Origin of the sequence: Martinezella calliandrae (assembly GCF_030272695.1) — a bacterium.
Classification (GTDB): Bacteria; Pseudomonadota; Alphaproteobacteria; order Rhizobiales; family Rhizobiaceae; genus Rhizobium; species Rhizobium calliandrae.
Map to the genome: position 1 here is coordinate 35,689 of NZ_JARFYN010000046.1, position 21,228 is coordinate 56,916.

19 protein-coding genes are annotated in these 21,228 nt (G+C 57.3%); 14 read left to right on the top strand and 5 right to left on the bottom strand.

The annotated features are described in order from the left end of the window. Positions 1-47: 47 nt before the first annotated feature. Positions 48-881, bottom strand: a complete 834-nt coding sequence (gene ppk2 / locus PY650_RS26995; protein WP_285882668.1) for a polyphosphate kinase 2 — start codon at positions 879-881, stop codon at positions 48-50. Next, positions 865-2,631 carry a SulP family inorganic anion transporter gene (locus PY650_RS27000; protein ID WP_285882669.1) on the bottom strand — a complete coding sequence of 589 codons (1,767 nt, stop codon included), beginning with the start codon at positions 2,629-2,631 and terminating at the stop codon, positions 865-867. Before PY650_RS27000 ends, ppk2 (PY650_RS26995) begins: the two co-directional genes overlap by 17 nt. A 1,036-nt stretch (positions 2,632-3,667) precedes the next feature. Between PY650_RS27000 and PY650_RS27005 the strand changes: the two genes are divergently transcribed. Next, positions 3,668-5,068, top strand: coding sequence for a DUF3300 domain-containing protein (locus PY650_RS27005; RefSeq protein ID WP_285882688.1), 1,401 nt, complete (start codon positions 3,668-3,670; stop codon positions 5,066-5,068). A gap of 30 nt (positions 5,069-5,098) precedes the next feature. Beyond that, entirely contained in the window at positions 5,099-6,043 is a 945-nt protein-coding gene (locus PY650_RS27010; RefSeq protein ID WP_285882670.1) for a DUF2950 family protein, read from the top strand. A 310-nt stretch (positions 6,044-6,353) separates the two neighbouring features. Here the strand turns inward: PY650_RS27010 and PY650_RS27015 are convergent, their stop codons facing one another. Continuing rightward, on the bottom strand, positions 6,354-6,824 hold the full coding sequence (locus PY650_RS27015; protein ID WP_285882671.1) for a hypothetical protein: 471 nt from the start codon (positions 6,822-6,824) through the stop codon (positions 6,354-6,356). A gap of 404 nt (positions 6,825-7,228) precedes the next feature. After that, positions 7,229-8,050 (bottom strand): EF-hand domain-containing protein, encoded by an 822-nt coding sequence (locus PY650_RS27020; RefSeq protein WP_285882672.1) that lies wholly within the window; start codon positions 8,048-8,050, stop codon positions 7,229-7,231. Between the two features lie 472 nt (positions 8,051-8,522). On the opposite strand from PY650_RS27020, the gene PY650_RS27025 reads away from it, so the two are divergent. The 11 genes from PY650_RS27025 to ppk2 (PY650_RS27075) all read left to right on the top strand — a co-directional run bounded on the left by PY650_RS27025 (position 8,523) and on the right by ppk2 (PY650_RS27075) (position 19,620). Continuing rightward, positions 8,523-9,290, top strand: a complete 768-nt coding sequence (locus PY650_RS27025; RefSeq protein ID WP_285882673.1) for a hypothetical protein — start codon at positions 8,523-8,525, stop codon at positions 9,288-9,290. Positions 9,291-9,599: 309 nt separating this feature from the next. Beyond that, complete coding sequence (locus tag PY650_RS27030; protein ID WP_285882674.1) at positions 9,600-10,169, top strand: Chromate resistance protein ChrB; 570 nt, start codon at positions 9,600-9,602, stop codon at positions 10,167-10,169. Positions 10,170-10,177: 8 nt separating this feature from the next. Then, a complete protein-coding gene (locus tag PY650_RS27035; RefSeq protein WP_285882675.1) occupies positions 10,178-10,774 on the top strand; it encodes a cation efflux transmembrane domain-containing protein in 597 nt (198 codons plus the stop codon). Positions 10,775-10,866: 92 nt separating this feature from the next. Further along, entirely contained in the window at positions 10,867-11,103 is a 237-nt protein-coding gene (locus PY650_RS27040; RefSeq protein WP_285882676.1) for a hypothetical protein, read from the top strand. Positions 11,104-11,300: 197 nt separating this feature from the next. Beyond that, complete coding sequence (locus PY650_RS27045; protein WP_285882677.1) at positions 11,301-11,855, top strand: RrF2 family transcriptional regulator; 555 nt, start codon at positions 11,301-11,303, stop codon at positions 11,853-11,855. Between the two features lie 213 nt (positions 11,856-12,068). Beyond that, a complete protein-coding gene (locus tag PY650_RS27050; protein ID WP_285882678.1) occupies positions 12,069-12,719 on the top strand; it encodes a response regulator transcription factor in 651 nt (216 codons plus the stop codon). Positions 12,720-12,807: 88 nt separating this feature from the next. After that, complete coding sequence (locus PY650_RS27055) at positions 12,808-13,224, top strand: response regulator transcription factor (protein WP_285882679.1); 417 nt, start codon at positions 12,808-12,810, stop codon at positions 13,222-13,224. Next, complete coding sequence (locus PY650_RS27060) at positions 13,217-15,292, top strand: ATP-binding protein (protein WP_285882680.1); 2,076 nt, start codon at positions 13,217-13,219, stop codon at positions 15,290-15,292. The genes PY650_RS27055 and PY650_RS27060 overlap by 8 nt, the downstream gene beginning before the upstream one ends. 403 nt (positions 15,293-15,695) lie before the next feature. Beyond that, positions 15,696-17,279, top strand: a complete 1,584-nt coding sequence (locus PY650_RS27065) for a Na+/H+ antiporter (RefSeq protein ID WP_285882681.1) — start codon at positions 15,696-15,698, stop codon at positions 17,277-17,279. Positions 17,280-17,695: 416 nt separating this feature from the next. Beyond that, positions 17,696-18,457: an SDR family oxidoreductase gene (locus tag PY650_RS27070; protein ID WP_285882682.1), complete on the top strand. Its 762-nt coding sequence runs from the start codon at positions 17,696-17,698 to the stop codon at positions 18,455-18,457. A gap of 242 nt (positions 18,458-18,699) precedes the next feature. Continuing rightward, positions 18,700-19,620, top strand: a complete 921-nt coding sequence (ppk2, locus tag PY650_RS27075) for a polyphosphate kinase 2 (RefSeq protein WP_285882683.1) — start codon at positions 18,700-18,702, stop codon at positions 19,618-19,620. A 136-nt stretch (positions 19,621-19,756) separates the two neighbouring features. Here the strand turns inward: ppk2 (PY650_RS27075) and PY650_RS27080 are convergent, their stop codons facing one another. Next, positions 19,757-20,548: a phenylalanine 4-monooxygenase gene (locus tag PY650_RS27080; RefSeq protein ID WP_285882684.1), complete on the bottom strand. Its 792-nt coding sequence runs from the start codon at positions 20,546-20,548 to the stop codon at positions 19,757-19,759. Positions 20,549-20,671: 123 nt separating this feature from the next. On the opposite strand from PY650_RS27080, the gene PY650_RS27085 reads away from it, so the two are divergent. Beyond that, positions 20,672-21,133, top strand: a complete 462-nt coding sequence (locus PY650_RS27085; RefSeq protein WP_285882685.1) for an Lrp/AsnC family transcriptional regulator — start codon at positions 20,672-20,674, stop codon at positions 21,131-21,133. Positions 21,134-21,228 lie beyond the last annotated feature (95 nt).

Sequence of the window (21,228 nt, forward strand, 5' to 3'; positions counted from 1 at the left end):
TTCCTACCAAAAGGCCGCTGAACCCCATTGCGTCGCTAGGCCACGGCCTACCAGACAAGATCGGGCACGACATGGCGAAGGCTCTCGTCTTCGACGTAGTTCGCCGGCCGCTTCTGTCGCTTGCCCAAATCCGGCTTGTCGAATTTTACCCTCTCGTAGGGGATCGACTTGAGAATATGGGAGATACAATTGACCCGAGCCCGCTTCTTGTCATCGGATGGGACGATCCACCATGGAGCATGCTCACTGTCGGTCATTCGGAGCATCTCGTCGTAGGCACGCGAGTAATCCCACCAGCGACGATAGGACTCCACGTCCATGGGACTGAGCTTCCATTGCCGCATCGGGTCGTCGATCCTTCTGCGGAAACGGCGTTCCTGTTCCTCTTCGCTGACGGTGAGAAAATACTTGAGCAGAACAATGCCGCTTTCGACGATCGCGGCCTCGAAACGGGGGGCGAGTTCGAGGAAGCGACGAGCCTTCTTGTCCGGACAGTAGCCCATAACACGCTCGACGCCGGGGCGGTTGTACCAACTGCGGTCGAAGATCACGATCTCTCCTGCTGCCGGAAGATGGGCGATATAGCGTTGCATGTAGATCTGCGATTTTTCGCGATCATTGGGGGCAGGTAACGCGACCACCCGAAATACTCGCGGACTGACGCGTTCGGTGATGCGCTTAATCATGCCGCCCTTGCCGGCGGCGTCGCGGCCCTCAAATATGATCACGATGCGGGCGCCGGAGCTTTTGACCCAGGCTTGCAGATGCGCGAGTTCGACCTGCAGCTTGCCAATCTCTTTTTCATAGTTTTTGTTTCTCTTCTTCTTGCTGTCGCGGTTGCTTACTGCTTCCTCTTGCTCTGGATCAGACGCCTTGTTCATGATTTCCCTCCCTCGGTGACGATGTCTGTGCTTCTTCTCCGCCGCGAGCAGTCATACCGCCGGGCTCCTTCTGGAGATGGAATCTCATCACGACGGACTCCTTGTCGTTAAAGAAATTTTCCGCTCCCATGCGTTCGGCAACGCCCGCGCGCTCAAGCAGCCCCTTTGCTTCGGCGTTCAGCTCTGCGATCCCGAAGACGATGTCGCGTTCCCGCAGGGCCAAGCGCACGGCATCGAGGGCCGACGCTCCAGTGCTGTCGAGATGCACGATCGCGCTGCCGTCGAGAATAAAGCGGTTGATGTTGGTGGGCAGGTCGTTGGCGATCTCGCACAACCGCGTCCGCACATAGTCGGCGTTGTAGAACAGGACGCTGCCCTGAATGAAGCATATGGCCACGCCTTCGATCCCGGCAGCATCCGGAAACCGCCCTATATCGAAAAAGCCGTTACGGCCTGGGATGCGACCTAGAAGCCCGTCGCGGGGATACATCGTCTTGCGCAGGAGATAGACCATCGTCGCGACTATGGCGACGATCACGCCATTTAAGACACCGAAGCTGATAGCGCCCCACATCGCGATCAACGCGAAGACGAACTCCATCCGGCTGATGCGCCATATCTTGCGGAGTTCGTGAACATCGATCAGCCCGATCGCAGCGGTCGCCAATATAGCGGCAAGGGCGGGGATCGGCAGGATGCGCAAGGCGCTGTGCAGGAAGACCAATGCCGCAATCAGGGTAGCCGCCGAAACCAGGCCAGCTGCTTGCGAGCGGCCGCCGACCGACAAATTGATCGCGGTTCTCGAGTCCGATACTGTGATCGGAAAAGCCCCAAACAGGCCAGGAGCGATGTTGGCGGCACCCAGGCCGATCAGCTCCTGGTTGGCATCGATTTCCTCGCCTGAACGCGCTCCGAAGCTCCGGGCTGAGACGATGCCTGCACCGAAACTGACGAGGAAGACCGCGGCCGATCCTAGCGCGATCTTGTCCAGCGGCATCTGCGAGATCGCGGGCAAGGATAATGCCGGAAGTCCGCGGGGAATGTCGCCAATCACGGCAATCCCTCGCCCCTGGAAATCAAAGAGCGCAGAGAGCAAACAGGATAGGACAACCACAAGCACAGGCCCTGGTATCCGAAAGTTCATGATCCTTGCGACCCAAAGCAGGCAGAACATCGCAAGTCCGAACAGCAATGACGGCCAGTGGATCGATGCGCTTTTGCGAAGAATTTCGAAAATTGGTGCCAGCAGGCCGTCCGATTCGATGCGCACACCGGTGAAGCGGCTGATCTGACCGACGAGGATCGAAAGCGACACGCCGGCAAAGAAGCCGACCAGAATTGGCCGGGAGAGAAAATTTGCCAAAACGCCGAGGCGCAATAGCCTGGCGGCAAAACAGAAGCAGCCAACACCAAGCGCAAGGGCTGCTGCGATCGACACGCGATCGACAGGAGTCCCGGCCGGAAAACCCGCAACCACCGCAGTCATCGCGGCCGCGAGTACCGTCATCGTGGCAGCGTCCGGTCCGACCACCAATAGCCGCGACGGGCCGAAAAGAGCATAGGCTATCGGAGCGACAATGCTCGCGTAGATTCCTGTTTCCGGCGGCAGCCCTGCAATGGCGGGGTAGGCGATGGCGCTGGGCAGTCCGACGGCCGCGATCGACAACCCAGCAGGGATATCGCTGCGCAGCCAATCCGAGCGAAATCCGCGCAAGCCCCGCAATATGGGAAGACGAAAACTGACGGCCATTCAGAGCTTCCTTCCGCGAGGGGCGTCGGTCAAACGGGCCGGCTGCGTCGCCATGGCTGCGAACAGCATCTGCAATGTTTGAGAAAGTCGTAGCTCACCCAACTGCTTATCCTCGTCCTAGTCCGCCGATGCGATTTTAATGCGATGGCCGTCGCAGCGTGTGTAGCATCGCGTAACATCCCCCGTGCCGCCGTCCGGCAGCAAAGCGTCACTTGCTGGCAGCCGACTTTGGGATTGGCCGTAGCTTGTTCGTCGGTGCGGCACGTGCTTGCAGTCTAAAGACCATCGAAGAGCATTCTTGCTCCTAACTGAAGAGGCAGCAGCGCCGCGAGGACGATCTTTCGTTTCCGTTCGCATGCGATGAAAGAGATAGAGAAGGTCGACCGGGAGGAAACTCCGTCTGCAAAGGAAAACGCTTACGTTGGTGACGGCAAGTAGGAAGGTAAGCCGTTGCTACCGGTTGGTTGACAGCATAAAAGCCCGACGTGCATCGAAATCGGCATCCGGCTAATATTGGCTGGTGGCTGTTGCGCGGGCGAGCAGGTTTGCACGCCAATTGACGGCTGCGAATACCGTCCCAGGGCCTGCTCCGGGGACCCGACATGTTGTTCGTCTGGCTTCGTGCGATAGTACCAGTTCGGCTCTCTACGAAATGGAACCATTCGATCAGGCGACGAATGAGCGCCGAGCACCCGATTGCGTTGCATGTCCTCGGCGATGGCCACGTATTCGCCTGCTGAACGGTACTGCCGTAACTTCGTGTATGATACATTCAATATACAACCGGATATAATATGATCATTGCCATCGGCAGGGTTGAGCCGATGTGTCTGGCGGGAACTGCGATGCGGTCGCATGCAAGCCAATTGGATATGGCAAGCGGCTTTTATAGCGGTTTGGGACCTGTTTCTCCGCAAGCAGCCGATGCAGATCTGAAAGCGATGCGAGGTCCAAAGAGAGCTCCATCAAGCCATTATTGTTGTGGCCGCAATCGGCGTTTGAGCTCAATCGCTATGGGGGAGGCATTAATATGGGAATGAAAGTGCAAAAGCTTGTTATCGGCCTATCGGTCGTGTCATTCCTTGTCATGCAGGAACAGCGTCCAGCCTATTCGCAAACACCACCCGCAAACAATCCGCCGGCGGCTCAAGCGGATCAAGAAGCGCCGGCGCAACTTTCAGACGACGAGTTGGAAGTCCTTGTCGCCCGCATCGCGCTCTATCCGGACGATTTGGTGGCGGCCATCTCCGCAGCGTCGCTTTTCCCGCTTCAACTCGTCGAAGCAGCTCGTTTCCTGGAGGCGAAGAAGAAAAATGCGGATCTCAAACCAAAGAGTGATTGGGACGGCAGTGTCATCTCGCTGCTGAACTATCCGGAAGTCGTCAAGATGATGAGCGACGACTTGGAATGGACGCAGGCATTCGGCAGTGCCCTGACGAACCAACAGAAGGATGTGCTGGTCGCTATCCAGCAGTTGCGCGACGAGGCCGTCGCCAAAGGCATCATCAAGACCGATGAAAAGATCACTGTGGTGACGCAAAACGACAACGTCATCATTCAGCCGACCGATCCCGAGAAGATCTACGTTCCGCAGTATCCGCCGGAGATGCTTTATCAATCCGGCTATGCACCGCAGCCCGTCACCTATTATTCCGAGCCTTACCCAAACTATTACTATCCCGGAGCAGCCTTCTTCGCCGCGGCGGTGACCGGCGTGGCATGGGCTGCGGCCGTCAACTGGGATAATTGGGGAGTATGGGGCGGCAACTGGCGCGGAGACGTCGATGTTGACTGCAACAACTGTTTCAACAACAGGAATTTCAACGGCAAGGTCAAATGGAACGATATCGACTGGAAGAATGTGGATCGCAGCAAGCTGAATATCGACAGGCAACAGCTCGCGAATATGGACAGGTCCGCAATCAGAAACAATCTTCAGTCCGATAGCCGCAATGACTTGCGCAACCGAGCTCAGGATATAAATCGGCAACGGACCGGTCCGGCGGCCGATCGTGTCAACCGCGCGGCGGACGTGCGCAGAGATACGATGGAAGGCCTGAAGCAAAGACCGCAACAAAGGCCGGCGAACGTAGCCGACCGGCCGGCGGCTCGTCAGACGCCGTCAGGCGTAAACCGCGGTCAGGGCGCAGGAAACGCAGCCCGTCAAAACAAGCAGAAATTGGCCTCCAGGCCTGACAACAGAGGCCGCCAGCCTTCGGCGCTCGGCAATGTGTCGTCGGGCCGCCGGGAGAATATGGCGTCACAGCGTGGCCGTCAGAGCATGGGAGGATCACCTCGATCAGCCCCAAGAGCATCAGCAAGTCGGGGTGGCGGTGGTCCCAGACCATCAATGCACCGTGGTGGCGGCGGACATCGTCCCGTGCCGAGGGGCGGCGGTGGCGGCAGAGGCGGCGGCGGTAGAGGCGGCAGAAGATAGGCAGGCGATATTTTCCCGGGAGGCAGTGCAATGAGAACAACGCGCGGAATGCAGCTGGCCGCATTGATCATCGGGGCCTCGGTGCTGGCCCTGTCGAGCGGGCACACCGGAATGGCACAGGACCGGCAAAGGCTCGAGAGCTTCGCTTCGGGCACCAAGTCGCCTGAATTCGATCAGCCATCGCAGGCCATCGATCGCTTCAAGGCGGTCATGGCTTCCAATGATGTCGATGGCCTGGCGCAGCTGCTGGGGCTTGACGGCACAAAATTGAAGGCCAGCGAGGAAGCTGTTGCTGCATTCGGCCAAATCAAGGAAGGTGCGGCAAAGCAGGTAACCGTTCAAGATATTTCGGACCGCAAGATCCTTGCCGTTGGAGACAAATTGTGGCCGCTGCCGTTTCCCTTGGTCAAACGGGAGGACGGGAAATGGGCTTTCGATACGCAAGCCGGACTCGAAGAGATCCTCGATCGGCGCATCGGTGAAAACGAGCTGCAAACCATTCAGACGATGCACGATTATGTCCTAGCCCAGCATGTTTACGCCAGCGAACCTAGAAATGGGGATGGCATACATGAATATGCCCAGGTATTGATCAGCGACAAAGGCAAAAGAAACGGGCTCTACTGGCCAGCCGAGACCGAAGACGACGCAAGTCCTGCTGCCGACTTGATCGAAAGTGCAGCGTTCGGAAAAGCGCTCAAGGGCGAAGGCTATTTCGGTTACAGGTTCCGCATCCTCACCGGCCAAGGCCCGAATGTCTTGGGTGGTCGGCACAGCTATGTGGTCAACGGCCACATGACCGATGGCTTTGCGCTCATTGCCTGGCCCGTCAAATATCGCGAAACCGGCGTACAGACGTTCATGATCAGCGATCAGAGCGTGGTTTACCAACGAGACCTGGGCGAGAATACCGCCAAAATCGCCGAATCCATCAAGGAATTCAATCCGGACCACAACTGGTCCATTGGCGAGTGAGGTCGACTACATCATCAAGAGCCACAGCCTCGTTGACCTTGGGTAGGCGGGGACCGGATCAATGTCTTCTTTGGCGTCGCCGCAAGGATCGGTTGGAATAGGGCGTATCCGAGAGACGGCAATTCTCGTCATCGCTGACAAGAAATACCAGCTCGGTCTCTCTTCCTGACGAATTGTCGCGATCTCGCAGGCTACCGGCCTTCAGAGCGGAGCGGCTGAAATTGCCGCGAATTCCGGTCTTTCGAGCCAACCGAACAAACCGATAACTTCAAGCGCCTGCTCTGCCTGCGTGTCAACACTCCGGCAGATATCAAACGACGGGGGCTTCCCAATTCAGGAAAAAGCCAATGTCGCCGGGTACTCCACCAGGGAAATTGATCACTGCCGCGGTAAGTCCGTATCCTTGGGGACGGGCCACCTCTTCGAAAAGATCGTATAATTCCTTGGCTTTTCCTTGGAGGGTCGAAGGCCAGTCGGAGCGATGGCTGTTGATGGCGCGGCCACTGTCGGTACAAAAATCGGATGGAAAGCTATAGATAAGTGCCTCGACTTTCCCATCTGCCACAGCCTTCATGACCACCCGGCGGATCATGTCCCGCTCTTTGTCGCCAATATGTTTTCGAAAGAAGTCATCGATAAACTCGGCATGTTTTTCGGCTTCACGTGCTCTGATCTTTTCGTCACGTTGCATCTCAACGAGCTGCAACTCAAGTGCTCGCTTGCGCAATTCGTCCGCGCTGATCACCGAAGGACGAGGTTCTGATTTCTCTTCTTCAGCCATAACGTTACCCTCCGCTTGTTTAGCGAATAATAGAACAGGCAAACTGAACATCGTAGTAAAATACGGTTGATAGCTGGTAAGTTACCGTAGGATACCAGCGAAGCTTGCGGCTGTTCTGTTACGTGCATCGTATTGGCGATCGCCAACACGTCCGGTAACCCCACATACCATACTCGGACGCCCTTTCACCGCGACTTTTTCATCTAGTCAGCGAAAAACGGTTTGTCGCTCCATGGAGCGCCAACTGCCACCTTCATCGCGCGCGAGGTCTTTCAATTCAACATCGCGTCGCCGGATCGCTTATGAAAAAGGCCGGCATACTTGGGCGCAAGGGCCCAACCTCTGTTGCTCAAGTTGCCGACCCATGGAAATTATTGAATGTGAACTGCATTCGTCATTTTTGATTAGACGGAAAGCAGTTCGCTCGTCGTGTCATCCTGATAATTGGAGGCGAATAGCGAACCGAAATCCGGAAGCTGCGGCGGCTGTGTCTGCATCGAGGTTTCAAGCTGGCTCTTCGTGAGCGAACCTGAACTTGTCGTGTCCAGACTCTTGAACAGAGTTGTCGCTTGCTCCTCGCTGACGTCGGATGGACGTGCGGCGACGAATTCCGCCTGGCTGACACTGCCGTCACCATTCGTATCCATTGCGACGAACATGCTGGAGATCTGCTCGTCGCTCGGCGATGCTCCAGCAGGCGGTGCTGGCGGCGGTCCATCGGACTGCATCGCGCTTGCCAACTGGTCTTCCGTCAACGATCCGGAGTTTTTGGTATCAAAACTTTCAAACAACTTAGCAGCCTGATCTTCGCTGACGTCAGAAGGTCTTGCGGCAACGAATTCCTGTTCGCTGATACTACCATCGTTATTTGTATCCATCGCAGCGATCATGTTGCGCTGGCCACCGTCCTGACTGACGTTACCAGAAGACTGTTGAGCAGCCGATGTGCTCTCTGAGACGTCATCTGAGTCCGAGGAGGAATTGTTGCCGGAAGCGCCGGCCTGCAGATTGAGCATGATGTTCATGAGCTGCGCGGCGAGCTGCTCGGCCGCCGATATTAAGGACTGATCGTCCGTTGAAGAAGACGAAGAGGACGATGAGCTTTTGCCGGACGAACTGCTGCCCAGAATGGATGACACGGAATTGTCCGATGAGGACGATATTGTCGAGCCAGATTTTTGATACTGATAATAACTATTTGATAAGACGGATGTAATGCTCGTCAAGGGGGCCTCCAGATGCGAGCGTTGACATGGACTCCGGTTTTTACGCTTACTGATGCAACTCTTGCCGCCATGCCGCGTTCGATGAACGCGGCAGAGCATCTTTCGAGATCAATGCCGACGAATACCGAATGCTGGAGGCCAAGCTCGTTTAGGGTCCTCGCTCGCGCGAATGCGCAGCCCGAAAACAGATAAAAGATTGGCCATGACGACTATCGCCGCCATGATGTCATCGGCAGTCACCGGAATGTCGATCTGGTAGTCCCCAACGGTTAAAGCCTGCACAGACAAACTTGCGCGAACCTTATAGGATCCGCGACGACACGCTCGTTTCCAGCTCCATCACGCGGCCCGTCGTTGTCGATCAAAAAGCGAGGTCGCCAGAAACAAATTTCAATAATTCGGCACACACAGAAACATCGAATCTTCCTAGATTCTGCCAAGGCGCGTACGGCGAAAAAGGGATATCTGGTGAATGACTGAAAACCGGCTTGTCTTCATAGCCACCCCTTGTTTCGGCGGCATGGTCGCCAAGGATTATATGCAATCCATCATTTCCCTGATGCAGGTCGGTGCGCAGTCCGGTGTGCAATTGACCCTGGCATTGCTCGGCAATGATGCGCTGATCACCCGCAGCCGCAACACCCTCGTCTCGCACTTTCTGAATGATACGGCTGCGACACATATGCTGTTTATCGACGCCGACATCAGCTTCGAGCCAGAGCAAGTTATGCGGCTGCTGGATGCCGACAAGGATGTGGCTGCCGCCATGTATCCCATCAAAGACTACGATTGGGACAATGCCGCCAAGGCACCCTCACGGAACGCTGAAACACTGGCGGAAGCAGCACTACACTATGTAGGGACGCCGCTTGCCGGTCCGAGTGCCGAATGGGACGGAGATTTCGTCACGGCGATTTATGCCGGCACAGGCATGCTTCTGATCAAGCGCGTTGTCATCGAAAAGATGATCGCGGCCTATCCCGACCTGCGCTACGGCGCGATCCACGCCTATCCCGGCACCAAACGCTCGCCGGCTACGCAATATGCGCTTTTTGAAAGCCTCATCGAAGAAGAGACCGGCATCTATCTCAGCGAGGACTTTGCCTTTTGCCATCGCTGGCGAGCGCTCGGCGGAGAGATTTGGCTCGACACGGGCAGCAGGCTCAGTCACACAGGTGCCCATCGTTTCGCTGGCAATCCGCGGCCGCGCTATGAAGCGCCGGTGACATCACGGAAGTAAGCAAAGCAGAGCCGATCAGCCCGGGCGGGGACTACCGGTTTCGTCTGACAAAACCGAACCCCCCCGGCATTCGTCATCTCTCCGACGTCCGATTAACGCGGCACGCGTCGCCAAGCTGCGCCGACCTGATCCAGCCTCTTATTCTCTATGACGGTCGCACCTTTGAGGCTCATTGTTTCCGCGCGGCGTTTACTCGTAGCGCGCGATGTTGCTGCTGAAGAAGAAACCGCTCGCTTAGAAGTCGGTATAGGTTTGTCCCTACCTCTGTAATGATTGACATGAAACGGTCGTTACAGTACGGCACAAACCATGACCGAGATATCATGGTTGCTTCTGACTTATAAGGTACCATCCGATCCCGCGACCAAGCGGGTGGCCCTTTGGCGCAAAATCAAGGGTCTAGGCGCTGTTTACGTCCAGAACGGCGTTTGCATGCTCCCCAAAACGGATGAGCACGTCCGCCGCTTCAAGATGCTTGAGAACGATATTATGGAAATGAGCGGGGAGGCCGTCATTCTGGAGACCGCCGCGATCGATCCCAGCCAGCAGGAAAAGGTGATCGCCCGCTTCAAGGCGGATCGGGACGAGCATTATCACGAGTTTCTTGAACGCTGCGGCGACTTCGAAAAGGAGATCGCCAAGGAGACGGCGGTGGGCAAGTTTTCTTATGCGGAGCTCGAGGAGAACGATGCCGACTTGAAAAAGCTTCAAGACTGGTTCGAAAAGATCGCAAAGCTCGACTTCTACGGCGCTTCGCTGGCAGCTGACGCACAGGAGCGGTTGAGAGCCTGCGAGACCCTGCTCGACACCTTCGCCAAGCAAGTGTTCGAGGCGCATGAGGAAACACGCGCCAGCGCCTCGAAGCCAGCGGAGGAGTAGGACTGGCGATGACCGTGTTCATGGGTGAGGGGCTGAAGCGGGTTGTGACGCAGGTGGCGCTTCTTAATCTCGGCTATTTCGGCATTGAGTTCCTGGTTGCTCTTTCGATCGGGTCTGTGTCCCTGTTCGCTGACAGTATCGACTTCCTCGAAGACGCCTCCGTCAATCTGTTGATCGCCATCGCCCTTGGCTGGAGCGCACGCAATCGTGCTCGCGTCGGCATGATGCTGGCTATTATCCTACTTGCGCCCGGTATCGCTACCATCTGGACCGCATGGCAGAAGTTCATGGTTCCTGTAGCACCGGATCCTCTACCTCTTTCGCTGACTGGCCTCGGTGCGCTCCTCGTCAACCTTACTTGCGCGTTGATGCTCACTCGCTACCGTCACCACCGCGGTAGCTTGACCCGTGCTGCGTTTCTTTCTGCGCGCAACGACGTATTGGCAAATATCGCCGTTATCGCCGCAGGTCTGATCACCGCTTTCCTCTGGCATTCGGCCTGGCCTGATCTTCTTGTCGGTCTGGCCATCGCCGCAATGAATGCTGATGCCGCACGTGAGGTTTGGGATGCTGCCCGAAATGAGCATCGCACCGCCCAACCTTAGGCAGAGGTCCAGTCTGCGCCCGCCCAACCCCCACCAACAAGTGAACCGATGGATTGCAAAAGCATGATCCCATCTTCTTCAGAGAGTTTCGCATGTTGCGAACGACCGTAGCGTTCATCAAGAAGAGTTGGCCGTTCCTGCTGGCTGCTCTGCTTACCGTATTCGTGATCATCGCCTACAATATGCTCGAGCTGCTCGAGAGGCACCATCGCAAGCTAATGGAGAACGTTCACTATGTGGGCGCGGCGGTTGTCCTTTTTGTCTCATTCTACCTGATCGCCTTGCTCGTCCGCACAGTCTGGACCTCGACGACGGACGACGATCAATGACCGAAGTTGACGAGAAGGTTGAGGGGCATCGACGCTTACGGCGTTGACGTGGCTTGCGATCGCCGGAGTTCGCGACTGCAACAGAGCCTATAGGTCTTTCGGCGGCCTCTTCATCGGGCGGTGATTTCAATAACACGGATAAAGATGATCTGAGTTTTGGCTTGCGCGCCATAACGCGGATTGATATGGTCCGCGTTATGGCGCATTTGACCGCAAGCGTGGAATATGGATTGCATTGTTTGCTGTGGTTGGCGGGCTCGGCTGCGCCGGTGAGCAGTCGCGACTTGGCCGACTTCCAGGGCATCTCTCCAAGTTTCGTGGCGAAGATTTTCCCGAAGCTTGAGAAGGCAGGGATCGTACGCGCATCGGAAGGGGTGCGTGGCGGATATCTGTTCGCCAGAGAGCCCGAGGATATCACCGTTCTGGACGTCGTCGATGCGATCGAGGGCGAAAAGCCGCTATTCGATTGTCAGGAGATTCGTGGTCGTTGCGCCGTATTCGGTGACCGGCCGCCCGGTTGGGCGACGACCGGTACGTGCGCAATCCATGCGGTGATGCTGCGTGCGGAGAAGGCGATGCGTGATTCCTTGGCCAGTCAGACTCTGGCGGATGTGGCAGGCGTCTTCGACCGCAAGGCGCCGCCTGATTTTTCGAACGGCGTTCGCGAGTGGCTTGATGGCCGGGTCAGGTCTCGGGCCGGCAAGCCGGTAGGGCGCGAACCGTCTTTTCAGCCGGAGACCGATGAGCCTTAACAGAGGAAATCTTTTCCAGCCGCAGCCGGGCGGCTGAAACTGTCACGTCTGGTGGGCAGAAGGGGGTATGGCTATGAAACGAGAAATCATCATCTCCGGCGCGGGATTTTCCGATTTGAAGGCGGGGATAGGAGCCAACGGAAGCCGCAACGGTGGAAGGATCGCGGTAAGGCCTTTCGTATTTCCTGGCTTCCCGACAGTGCAGGCGAGCTCATGATCGCGCTTGCCCACGACACAGATCGTCCGCTCGTACTTATCGTCGATGATGACGATGACGTGCGGGGATCGCTTCAAGAGCTCATGTTGTCCGTGGGCCTCGACGCCTGCTGTTTCGCCTCGCCGCGCGAACTGCTGTGTTCGGAGCTTCCCGAGCGGCCCGGCTGCCTGGTGGTCGACGTCCGGATGCCCGGATTGAGCGGGCTCGATCTCCAGTATCAGCTCGCCGCAAGAGGCAACGCAAAGCCCATCATTTTCCTCACTGGCTATGGAGATATTCCCATGACAGTGCAGGCGATGAAGGCCGGAGCCATCGATTTCCTCACAAAGCCCTTCCGAGACCAGACCCTGCTCGACGCGGTGGTAGCCGGTATCGAACGGGATGCAGCTCAGCGGGCACAAGCCCAGACCATCATGGAGCATATCGGGAGGTTCACGTCGCTGACGCCGCGCGAACGGCAAGTCCTGCGCGAAGTCGCGCGTGGCCGCCTCAACAAGCAGATCGCTTACGACCTCGGTATCAGCGAGATCACTGTCAAGCTTCATCGCAGCAATGTGATGCGCAAGATGCGGACCATTTCCGTTGGGGAGCTCATCCGCGCCTGGGACATCCTGCCGGACGATATTCGCGAGAGGCATCAACCCTAGACCTTGGTATGATTACAATGTGGGGCGGAGCCGATGAAAGCTTGGGAAGGCGGCCTGAGAAGCCGCGGCAGCAACAAAGGCCAATTACTTGTTCGAGTCGCCGGTCATTGCGATCGTTGAAGACGACGCCGCCATGCGAGAAGCCCTCTCCGACCTCTTGCAGGTTCTCGGCCTGTCATGCCGCACCTTCGATCGGACTGAACCTTTCTTGGCGGCCTCTGAACCTTCGGCTTTCGGCTGCCTCATCAGCGATGTGCGTCTGCCCGGCAACAGTGGGCTGGATCTCTTGCAGCGCCTCAAAGAGCGGGGTTCGACCATGCCCGTAATCGTCGTCACATCTTATGCCGACCCCGGCATTCGATCCCGTGCCTTGGAAGGCGGTGCATATGCTTATTTGACCAAGCCATTTGCCGACGAAGTTCTTCTTCGGCATCTGAATTCGGCCCTGCGTTCAAATAATCCGCTTGGTGGATCGAACGAACGGGAGGATGGGCCCGATGGCTGAAACGGCGGCAAGACGCGCTCTGGCTGACGAGGGCAATACTTCCTGGAACGTGGGCGCAGAAACAGAGCTCGCCGATTTAGCGCCGGAGAGCGTGATGGTCTTCGACCTTGCCGGCAATATCCGATACTGGAACCCGGCTTCTGAACGGCTCTACGGCTGGCCAGCCATTGGCTCGGTCGGACGCAGCATTACAGAAATATCCTCTAACGCGGAGCTATACGTCAGGCAGTGGCATAAGCTTCTGCGGGAAGGGACCTGGGCAGGCCTGGTCGAGCGATGCACGTCGTTGGGAGGAAAGGTCACCGCGGCCGTCAGGCAAACCGTGAGGTGCGACGCAGAAGGCCGACCCCGCGACATAGTCGAGTACGGGCGAGAGGCCGACCAAGAATTCGATCAGACCGCTGTCCCGGACACAGGTCTGCCCCGTCTTGCGGCTGCGAGCTGGGAACTCGACACGTCTCGCATCCGCCCGCTTCTCGAGGCGGTGAGGGACCTCGTCAGCCGAGATCTGGTCGCCGATTTGGCGCAGCAGCCAGATTGGACAGATGAACTTCTGAAAGGCACGCGCATTGTCAATGTCAACGAGCGGGCCGCGCAGCTCGTAGGCGCTCATGCCGGTCGTGCCGGGATGATCGGCAAGTCCGTCGGCGCCTTCTGGCCACGCGTCGGCCGTGGCGTGCTTGCCGAGCTTATCGCGATCGTGGCGACGGACCGCTCCGTCACCAGCATGCGCAAGGTTGCGCCCGACGGAGTACTGCGCGATGCGGCTGTAACCGCCTGGCGATCCGAGGCGCTTGAGCGCCGGGATACAGTGTTTGTTGCTGTCAACGGTGCGACCGACGACGATCGCTCATTCTCGTATCTGCGCGCCAGTGAAGAACGCTATCGCAAATTGATCCACCATCTGCCGACTGCCTTGCTGCAGGTCGATGCACGTCGCATGGAACCGGTGTTCGCCGAACTGAAAGCCGGAGGCGTCAGCGATCTGAACGTCTATTTGGACGATCATCCTGAACTGATCGCCATGGCCAAAGATGTCATTCGTGTAACTGACGCCAATCAGAAGGCGGTGGCGCTCTTTAATGGAACCGTGCCCGCCGATCTCGTCAGGCCCGCAAGCTTCCTGTTTGCGGCATCTCCCGAGACGGCGCGAAGAGTTCTGGTTGCACGCTTCGAAGGAAAACGCAGCTATTCAGAGGTCATGAAGGTTCGCACTTTTGATGGCCAGACCCTGGACGTGCGGCTGTCGGTGACCTATCCGGCATCGCCGGAACGGCTTGATGTTACACTCATTAGCCTGGAGGACATTACCGAACGGCTCCGAACGGAGCGACGGCTTCGTCAGCTCGAAACCGAATTCACACATGCAGCGCGAATCTCCATCCTCGGCGAACTCGTAACGTCGATCGCGCATGAGGTCAACCAGCCTCTTTCCGCGATCGTGACCAATGGCGAGACCAGCCTTAGATGGTTGTCACGCGACAATCCGAATCTAGTCAAGGTCGGCGAGCTCACGACGCGCGTGGTATCGAGCGCTCGCCGCGCGAGCGATATCGTCAAGCGCATTCGAGGGATGGCAGCGAAACAAGAACCGGAGAGGCTTCCGCTCGACTTGAACACGGTGGTCGACGAAGCGCTGTTGTTCGTCCGCCACGACATCGAGGCTCGGTCGATCTATCTTTCGGCGAGGCTTGCCGCCGATCTTCCCATGGTCTTGGGAGACCGGATCCAGTTGCAGCAGGTCATCGTCAATCTGCTCGTTAACAGCATCCAGGCCATTGAGCAAAGGAACGGTTCATTGCGACGGATCGATCTCAGCACCAGCAGCGAGGATGGCAATACGGTCATATTCTCCATTCACGACAATGGCTGCGGGATCGTTGATGGTGACCTCGACCGCATCTTCGATTGCTTCTTCACGACGAAGGACGATGGCGTCGGTATCGGACTGGCCGTGTGCCAGTCTATCGTCATGGCGCATGGCGGGAGCATTCGCGTGTCGAACCATCCGGGCGGCGGCGCCCAGTTCCAATTTTCGCTGCCGAAGCAATCCGCCCCTATCTTCTAACCCGTCCCGGGAACAGATGCCTAATGCAGCAACGGCCGCACTTCTGCATTGCGATGTCACGGTAAGCCTAACGGCTGCAGGACAAGTGGTCGGTCTTAAAGCGCCGGCCATCGGCCATCAGGAGGTGCGTCGGGCAGGAGGGGTCGCAGCTGTACTCCCTATCGTGTCGTTCTCACCGATCGAACGACTGAGGGCCTTTGCTGTTTGCAAACCCGAACATCAGACAGTCCACTCGGGAAGCGGACCCGAACCTTAGATGGCCGGCCAGGCGACTTCCGTTGAGTTCGTCCCGATCGCTACACCTCAGCAATTGCGTTTTGGCCCGACGCGCTTTGTAATAAAAGCCATCATAATATTTTGTAACAAACTCATCGCCATAAAGGCAGTTTCAGGGCAGGGACGCATGGACCCAACACATTTGTTCGAGTTGGTTATCGGCATGTTTGTGGCGATCATCGCCCTGCATTATGCCGCACACAGCTTCGGGCTGCCGCCATCTGTGGCGCTGCTTGCCGGTGGCGCGATGCTCGCCTTCGTACCGGGCCTGCCCGCAATTGCGGTCGACCCCGGCTTAGTGCTCGTCATCTTCCTTCCGCCACTACTCATGGACGGTGCCTGGTCGATTGCGCTTCGTCCATTGCGCCGTCATATGATCGGCATTGCCTCACTGGCAATTGGCGCTGTGTTTTTCACATGTGCCGTCTTGGGGGCGGTGACCCATCTCCTGTTTCCATCGCTGCCCTGGGCCGCTTGTGCGGCACTCGGCGCTATCGTTTCGCCGCCTGACGCAATATCCGCCCGGGCCGTTCTGCAACGGGTAAAGTTGCCTCGGCGCCTGCAAATCTTGCTCGAAGGCGAAAGCCTGCTCAACGACGCCAGCGGCCTGGTGCTCTTTCGTTTCGCCGTCGCTGCTGGCGTCACCGGTGCTTTCAGCACGGTCGATGTGGCAGGAAGCTTTTTGCTTTTGGCAGCGGGCGGTGCCCTTGTCGGCATCGTCGTCGGGACTGTCTGGGTCCTGTTCATACGGCGGCTTCGCGATGAATATCTGATAATCGCTGCGACAACGCTGTTATCTTGGGCCTCTTATCTACTCGGCGAACAAATCCATGTTTCAGGTGTCATCGCTACGGTGACCATGGGCCTGATTTTGAGCTGGCATCAACATACGGTCCTTTCAGCCTCGACACGCATGCGCGGCACGTCGTTCTGGACTGTGATCATTTTTCTGATGGAAGCCGCGGTTTTCATTTTGATCGGACTATCGCTGCGGGGTGTTGTCGAACGGGGCGGCGGCTTTGGCGTGGTGATCGCAACAATGGGGCTGCCAATACTTGTGATCCTGCTTGCACTCACCGTCGCGCGCTTCGCCTGGATATTCGGATCCGACGGCGTGATCAAACTTTGCAACGCTTTAGGGCTAAACAGATACACGCCGCTCGGCGCCGCCGGCGCGACTGTGCTGAGTTGGGCAGGGGTTCGCGGCGTCGTCACACTGGCGCTCGCATTGAGCTTGCCAGAAGGCTTTCCCGGCCGCGACTTCATCCTGGTGACGTCATTTGCCGTCATTCTTGGCACCGTGTTGGTCCAGGGTACGACGCTGGGGCGTGTGATCGACTGGGCGGCGCTGACCGAGCCGGAGTCGGAAAAGGCGCGTCTTACCATGAGCCAGGCTGAGGCCGCCATGGCCAAGGCGCAATTGGCAACTGTCCAAAGCCGCGCCTATGACAGCCAGGGCAATCTCATCCATCCTCAATTGCTGGAGCGGTATCAGCGCAGGGCTGTGATGATCGTCGACTATGCCGAACGCACGGAGCATTATGTGCCTATGCTCCAAGCTCATTTCGATGTTGTTCTGGCAGCGGTCGCTACCGGGCGCCGCGAACTTATACGGCTTCATCGCGCCGGCGACATCGATGACGAGACGCTGGATGAGTTGGAACGAGACCTCGATCTCGAAGAGCTGAGTGCGATTTCCGCCAAATCCTAAGTGCGGTCGCACAACGGGTGTTGCAGCATTTTTGGTGAAGTGCGAAGCTGATGCCGGGGAAATCTTCGCCACGGTGAGCAGCCAGCTCGATCCAATGTATAGGTTCGAGCTTCTTGGGGCGGAGGAATAGTATGATTTCCTTGGCCCGGTGCGTTTCCGCTTACGCAGATGCTCCGACCAAAAGCCGATACCGAACACTGGTCAGCCGTCGCACTGCGAACCAAGCCGACGCCCGATGGTCGGCTCAGTTCGAACGGCATAGCCTATCGCCTGATATAGCCAACCTACACCTTGGCATCATGTGGCCAATCCTTCCGTTCGATAGGCTCGCGCGTCGGGTTGGCGCATTCTCAGCAACATTGGCTCACGACCACTGCAGAGCTACGGATTTCAAACCGTAAATTGGGAGATTAGAGATGAAAATCGTTATTATTGGCGGCACAGGCCTCATCGGTTCAAAGACGGCGGAGAGGCTGCGCAAGAGGGGTCACGAAGTGATCGCCGCCTCCCCGAACACTGGGGTCAATACCATCACCGGCGAAGGGGTGGCGCGGGCTGTTGCCGGAGCGGAGGTTGTCCTTGATCTCGCGAATTCGCCATCCTTCGAGGACAAGGCGGTTCTGGAGTTCTTCGAGACGTCCGGCCGAAACCTGCTTCCCGCGGAAGCGGCTGCCGGCGTGAAGCACCATATCGCGCTTTCGGTCGTAGGCACGGAGCGCCTGCCGCGCAGCGGCTATTTGCGCGCCAAGATGGCGCAGGAGAATTTGATCAGAAGCTCCGGAATACCCTATACCATCGTTCACTCGACACAGTTCTTCGAGTTCTTGGCCGGCATCGCTCAGTCGGCAACGGTCGGCGAAACCGTGCATCTGCCGGCCGTCAATTTTCAGCCCATCGCGTCGGATGACGTCGCCGATGCCATGGCGGACGTGGCGCTTGCACCGCCTGCGAACGGCATAGTTTACATCGCCGGGCCAGAACGGGCGCCCTTCACCGACATCGTCGCGCGGTTCCTGAAGGCGTCCAACGATCCGCGTAAGGTCGTTGCCGATCCGCACGCGCTCTATTTCGGCACGGAGCTGGATGACGGCTCGCTGGTCCCGAGAGAAGGGGACAACCCGCGCCTAGGCGCCATCGGCTTCGACAAGTGGTACAGTCAATCTGCGCGCAAGAATTGACAACCGGACGTGCGAGGCCTGGTTAGTCGCCGGGCCTCATCCTCTCTGGGACTTCACATCCTCAGCACATTTTTTCTTTGCGCGGGCTCTGGCCGCTAAGGCCACTGGCAAGCCAGCAATCCCGGATACTGACGCTTGGGAAATGTTTCAAATTTATTTCATGCGGATATGGAATAAGTGACAACATACCAGCCCGACAACCACGGGCTGACGCACAGCGGATGCAAAGCGCATAGGAGCGGATGATGACGTCGAAAGATATGGCCGAGAAGCCCGATTGGCTGGAAGCGGAATTGGCCGATACGTTAGATGAGGACTATGAGCTCGAGCTTTCCGAACCGGCGCTTTCTGAGGAAATTCGCAAGATCTATCAAAAGGTTCATCCGCCCTCGATTCCCCGCATCGACTATTTTCGGGCCTTGCTTTCATTGCAAGCTGAGCTGATCAAGCTGCAGGACTGGGCCGTCTATCACAAAGAAAAGATCGTGGTGATCTTCGAGGGCCGTGATTCTGCGGGCAAGGGCGGCGTCATCAAGCGCATTACTCAGCGCCTCAACCCACGCGTAGCCCGTGTGGTGGCGCTGCCGGCTCCTTCAGATCGCGAAAAGACGCAATGGTACTTCCAGCGTTACGTCCCGCACCTTCCTGCCGGCGGTGAGATCGTCCTCTTCGACCGGTCCTGGTACAATCGATCTGGTGTCGAGCGCGTAATGGGTTTTGCAAGCGAAGACCAGGTCGAACAATTCTTCAACGACGTGCCCGAATTCGAGCGCATGTTGGTACGCTCCGGGATCCGTTTGGTGAAATACTGGTTCTCGATCACGGATGAGGAACAGCAAATGCGCTTCCTGATGCGCATCCACGATCCATTGAAGCAGTGGAAATTGTCGCCCATGGATCTGCAGTCGCGCGTTCGCTGGGAGGCTTATACCAAAGCCAAGGAAGAGACATTCGCCCGTACCAACATTCCCGAAGCGCCATGGTACATCGTCGAGGGGAACGACAAGAAGCGTGCGCGCCTCAATTGCATCGATCATCTGCTCAGCCAGATCCCCTACGAAGACGTGCCACATGAGGAAATCACGCTGCCAGAGCGTGTGTTCAATCCGAGTTATGAGCGCAAAGTTCTACCGCCGGAACTCTATGTCCCGTCAAAGTACTGATCGGTAGTATAATAAAGCAGTCAGCTACAGCAATGTTGAGTTGCTATGGCCGGGTGCTTGTAGAACGATCAAGGACGGAGGACCGGCGAGTGAGAGGCAGGAGCCCAGCTCCTGCAGGCGCCCGATAATCAGCCATTCATAAGGCCTTGGCCTCGAATGTGGGTGCGAAATCGCCCAGCGACTTAGCGGTCGCAATCAGTCCCCCAATATCCTGGTCAACGATCGCTTCGAGGTCCGCGAAGCCGTCGATGACATAATAGATCGGTTGTACGATATCGATCCGATAGGGAGTCCTCAGGACACTTAGCAGGTCGAATGGTCGGAATTCGCAGGCTTTACCCTCCATGGCCGCCTTGGTTTCGCTTGGCGAAGAGACGATGCCGGCGCCGAAGCAGCGGCGGCCCTGTGGCGTGTTGATCAGGCCGAACTCGACCGTGAACCAGAAGATGCGGAACAAATGCCAGGAATTTCCCTTGCCGAGGCGAACAGCGGTTTCGCCGAAATGCCGCACAAAATTCGCATAGCTCTGGTTCGTCAGCAGCGGGCAATGGCCGAAAACTTCATGGAACAGATCCGGCTCCTCGATATAGTCGATATGCTCGCGACGGCGAAGGAAAGTTGCGAGCGGAAACTTGCCTTGCGACAGAAGTTCGTAAAAGCGCGAGGGCGGAATGAGCGCCGGCACGCCTTCGACCCCGAAGCCGGTGGTCTCGTTCAGGCGTCGGTTGACATCGCGAAGCTGAGGCACCTTGTCCGGCTTGAGGCCTAGGGTCTTGACGCCGTCCAGATATTCACGGCAGGCCATGTTGGCCAGCAGCTTCATCTGGCGTCCGTAAAGTTCGCCCCATATCGCATCTTCTTCGGAAGTATAGGCGTATAAACCGTCTGGGCCGGGAAGTTTGGCGGTGTAGCTGCTTTCCTTGGTCATATTCCGATCCTCCCAGGCACTTGCGTGATGTTACGATTATACTCCGAACTCGACGGATTTTCTTTTCTTTCGTGTTAGTTTTCGTCATAATCATGAGAAACTCTCTCGTGTATGGCGCCATGAATGAAAGAAAATGGGAAATTTCACCGCAAGCTTCTGCAACTGGTCCAGGCCGATGGCAGCCTTTCGCTGGCAGACCTGGCGGAACGGGCTGGCATGTCGCAGAGTTCGGCCTGGCGGAAGATCCAGGAGCTGGAATCGGATGGCGTCATACGCAAGCGCGTAACACTGCTCGACCCCGGAAAACTCGACCTCAAGCTCTGTGTGATCGCGCATGTGACGCTGGAGGATCACCACGAAGAAGCGGTAGCGTCTTTCGCCTCCGTGGTGTTGGAGCGGCCGGAGATCATGGAGTGCTATGCGCTATCCGGCGCCTTCGACTACATGCTGAAGATTAGGGCAAAGGACGTGGAAAGCTATGAAGCCTTCATGACCCGCTACCTCCTGCGTAACCCGCATGTGCGCACGGTGGTGTCGAGCTTCGTGCTGCGTGAGCTGAAATTCTCGACCGAACTGCCCATCTAGTCACCTGGAACCAAAATAAGCTTCATTTTGTTTGGCTTCTGTTAGAAGAGCAGGAGTTGATTGATGGTTGGCAGGCAAGCAGGCCTCGTCGTTCT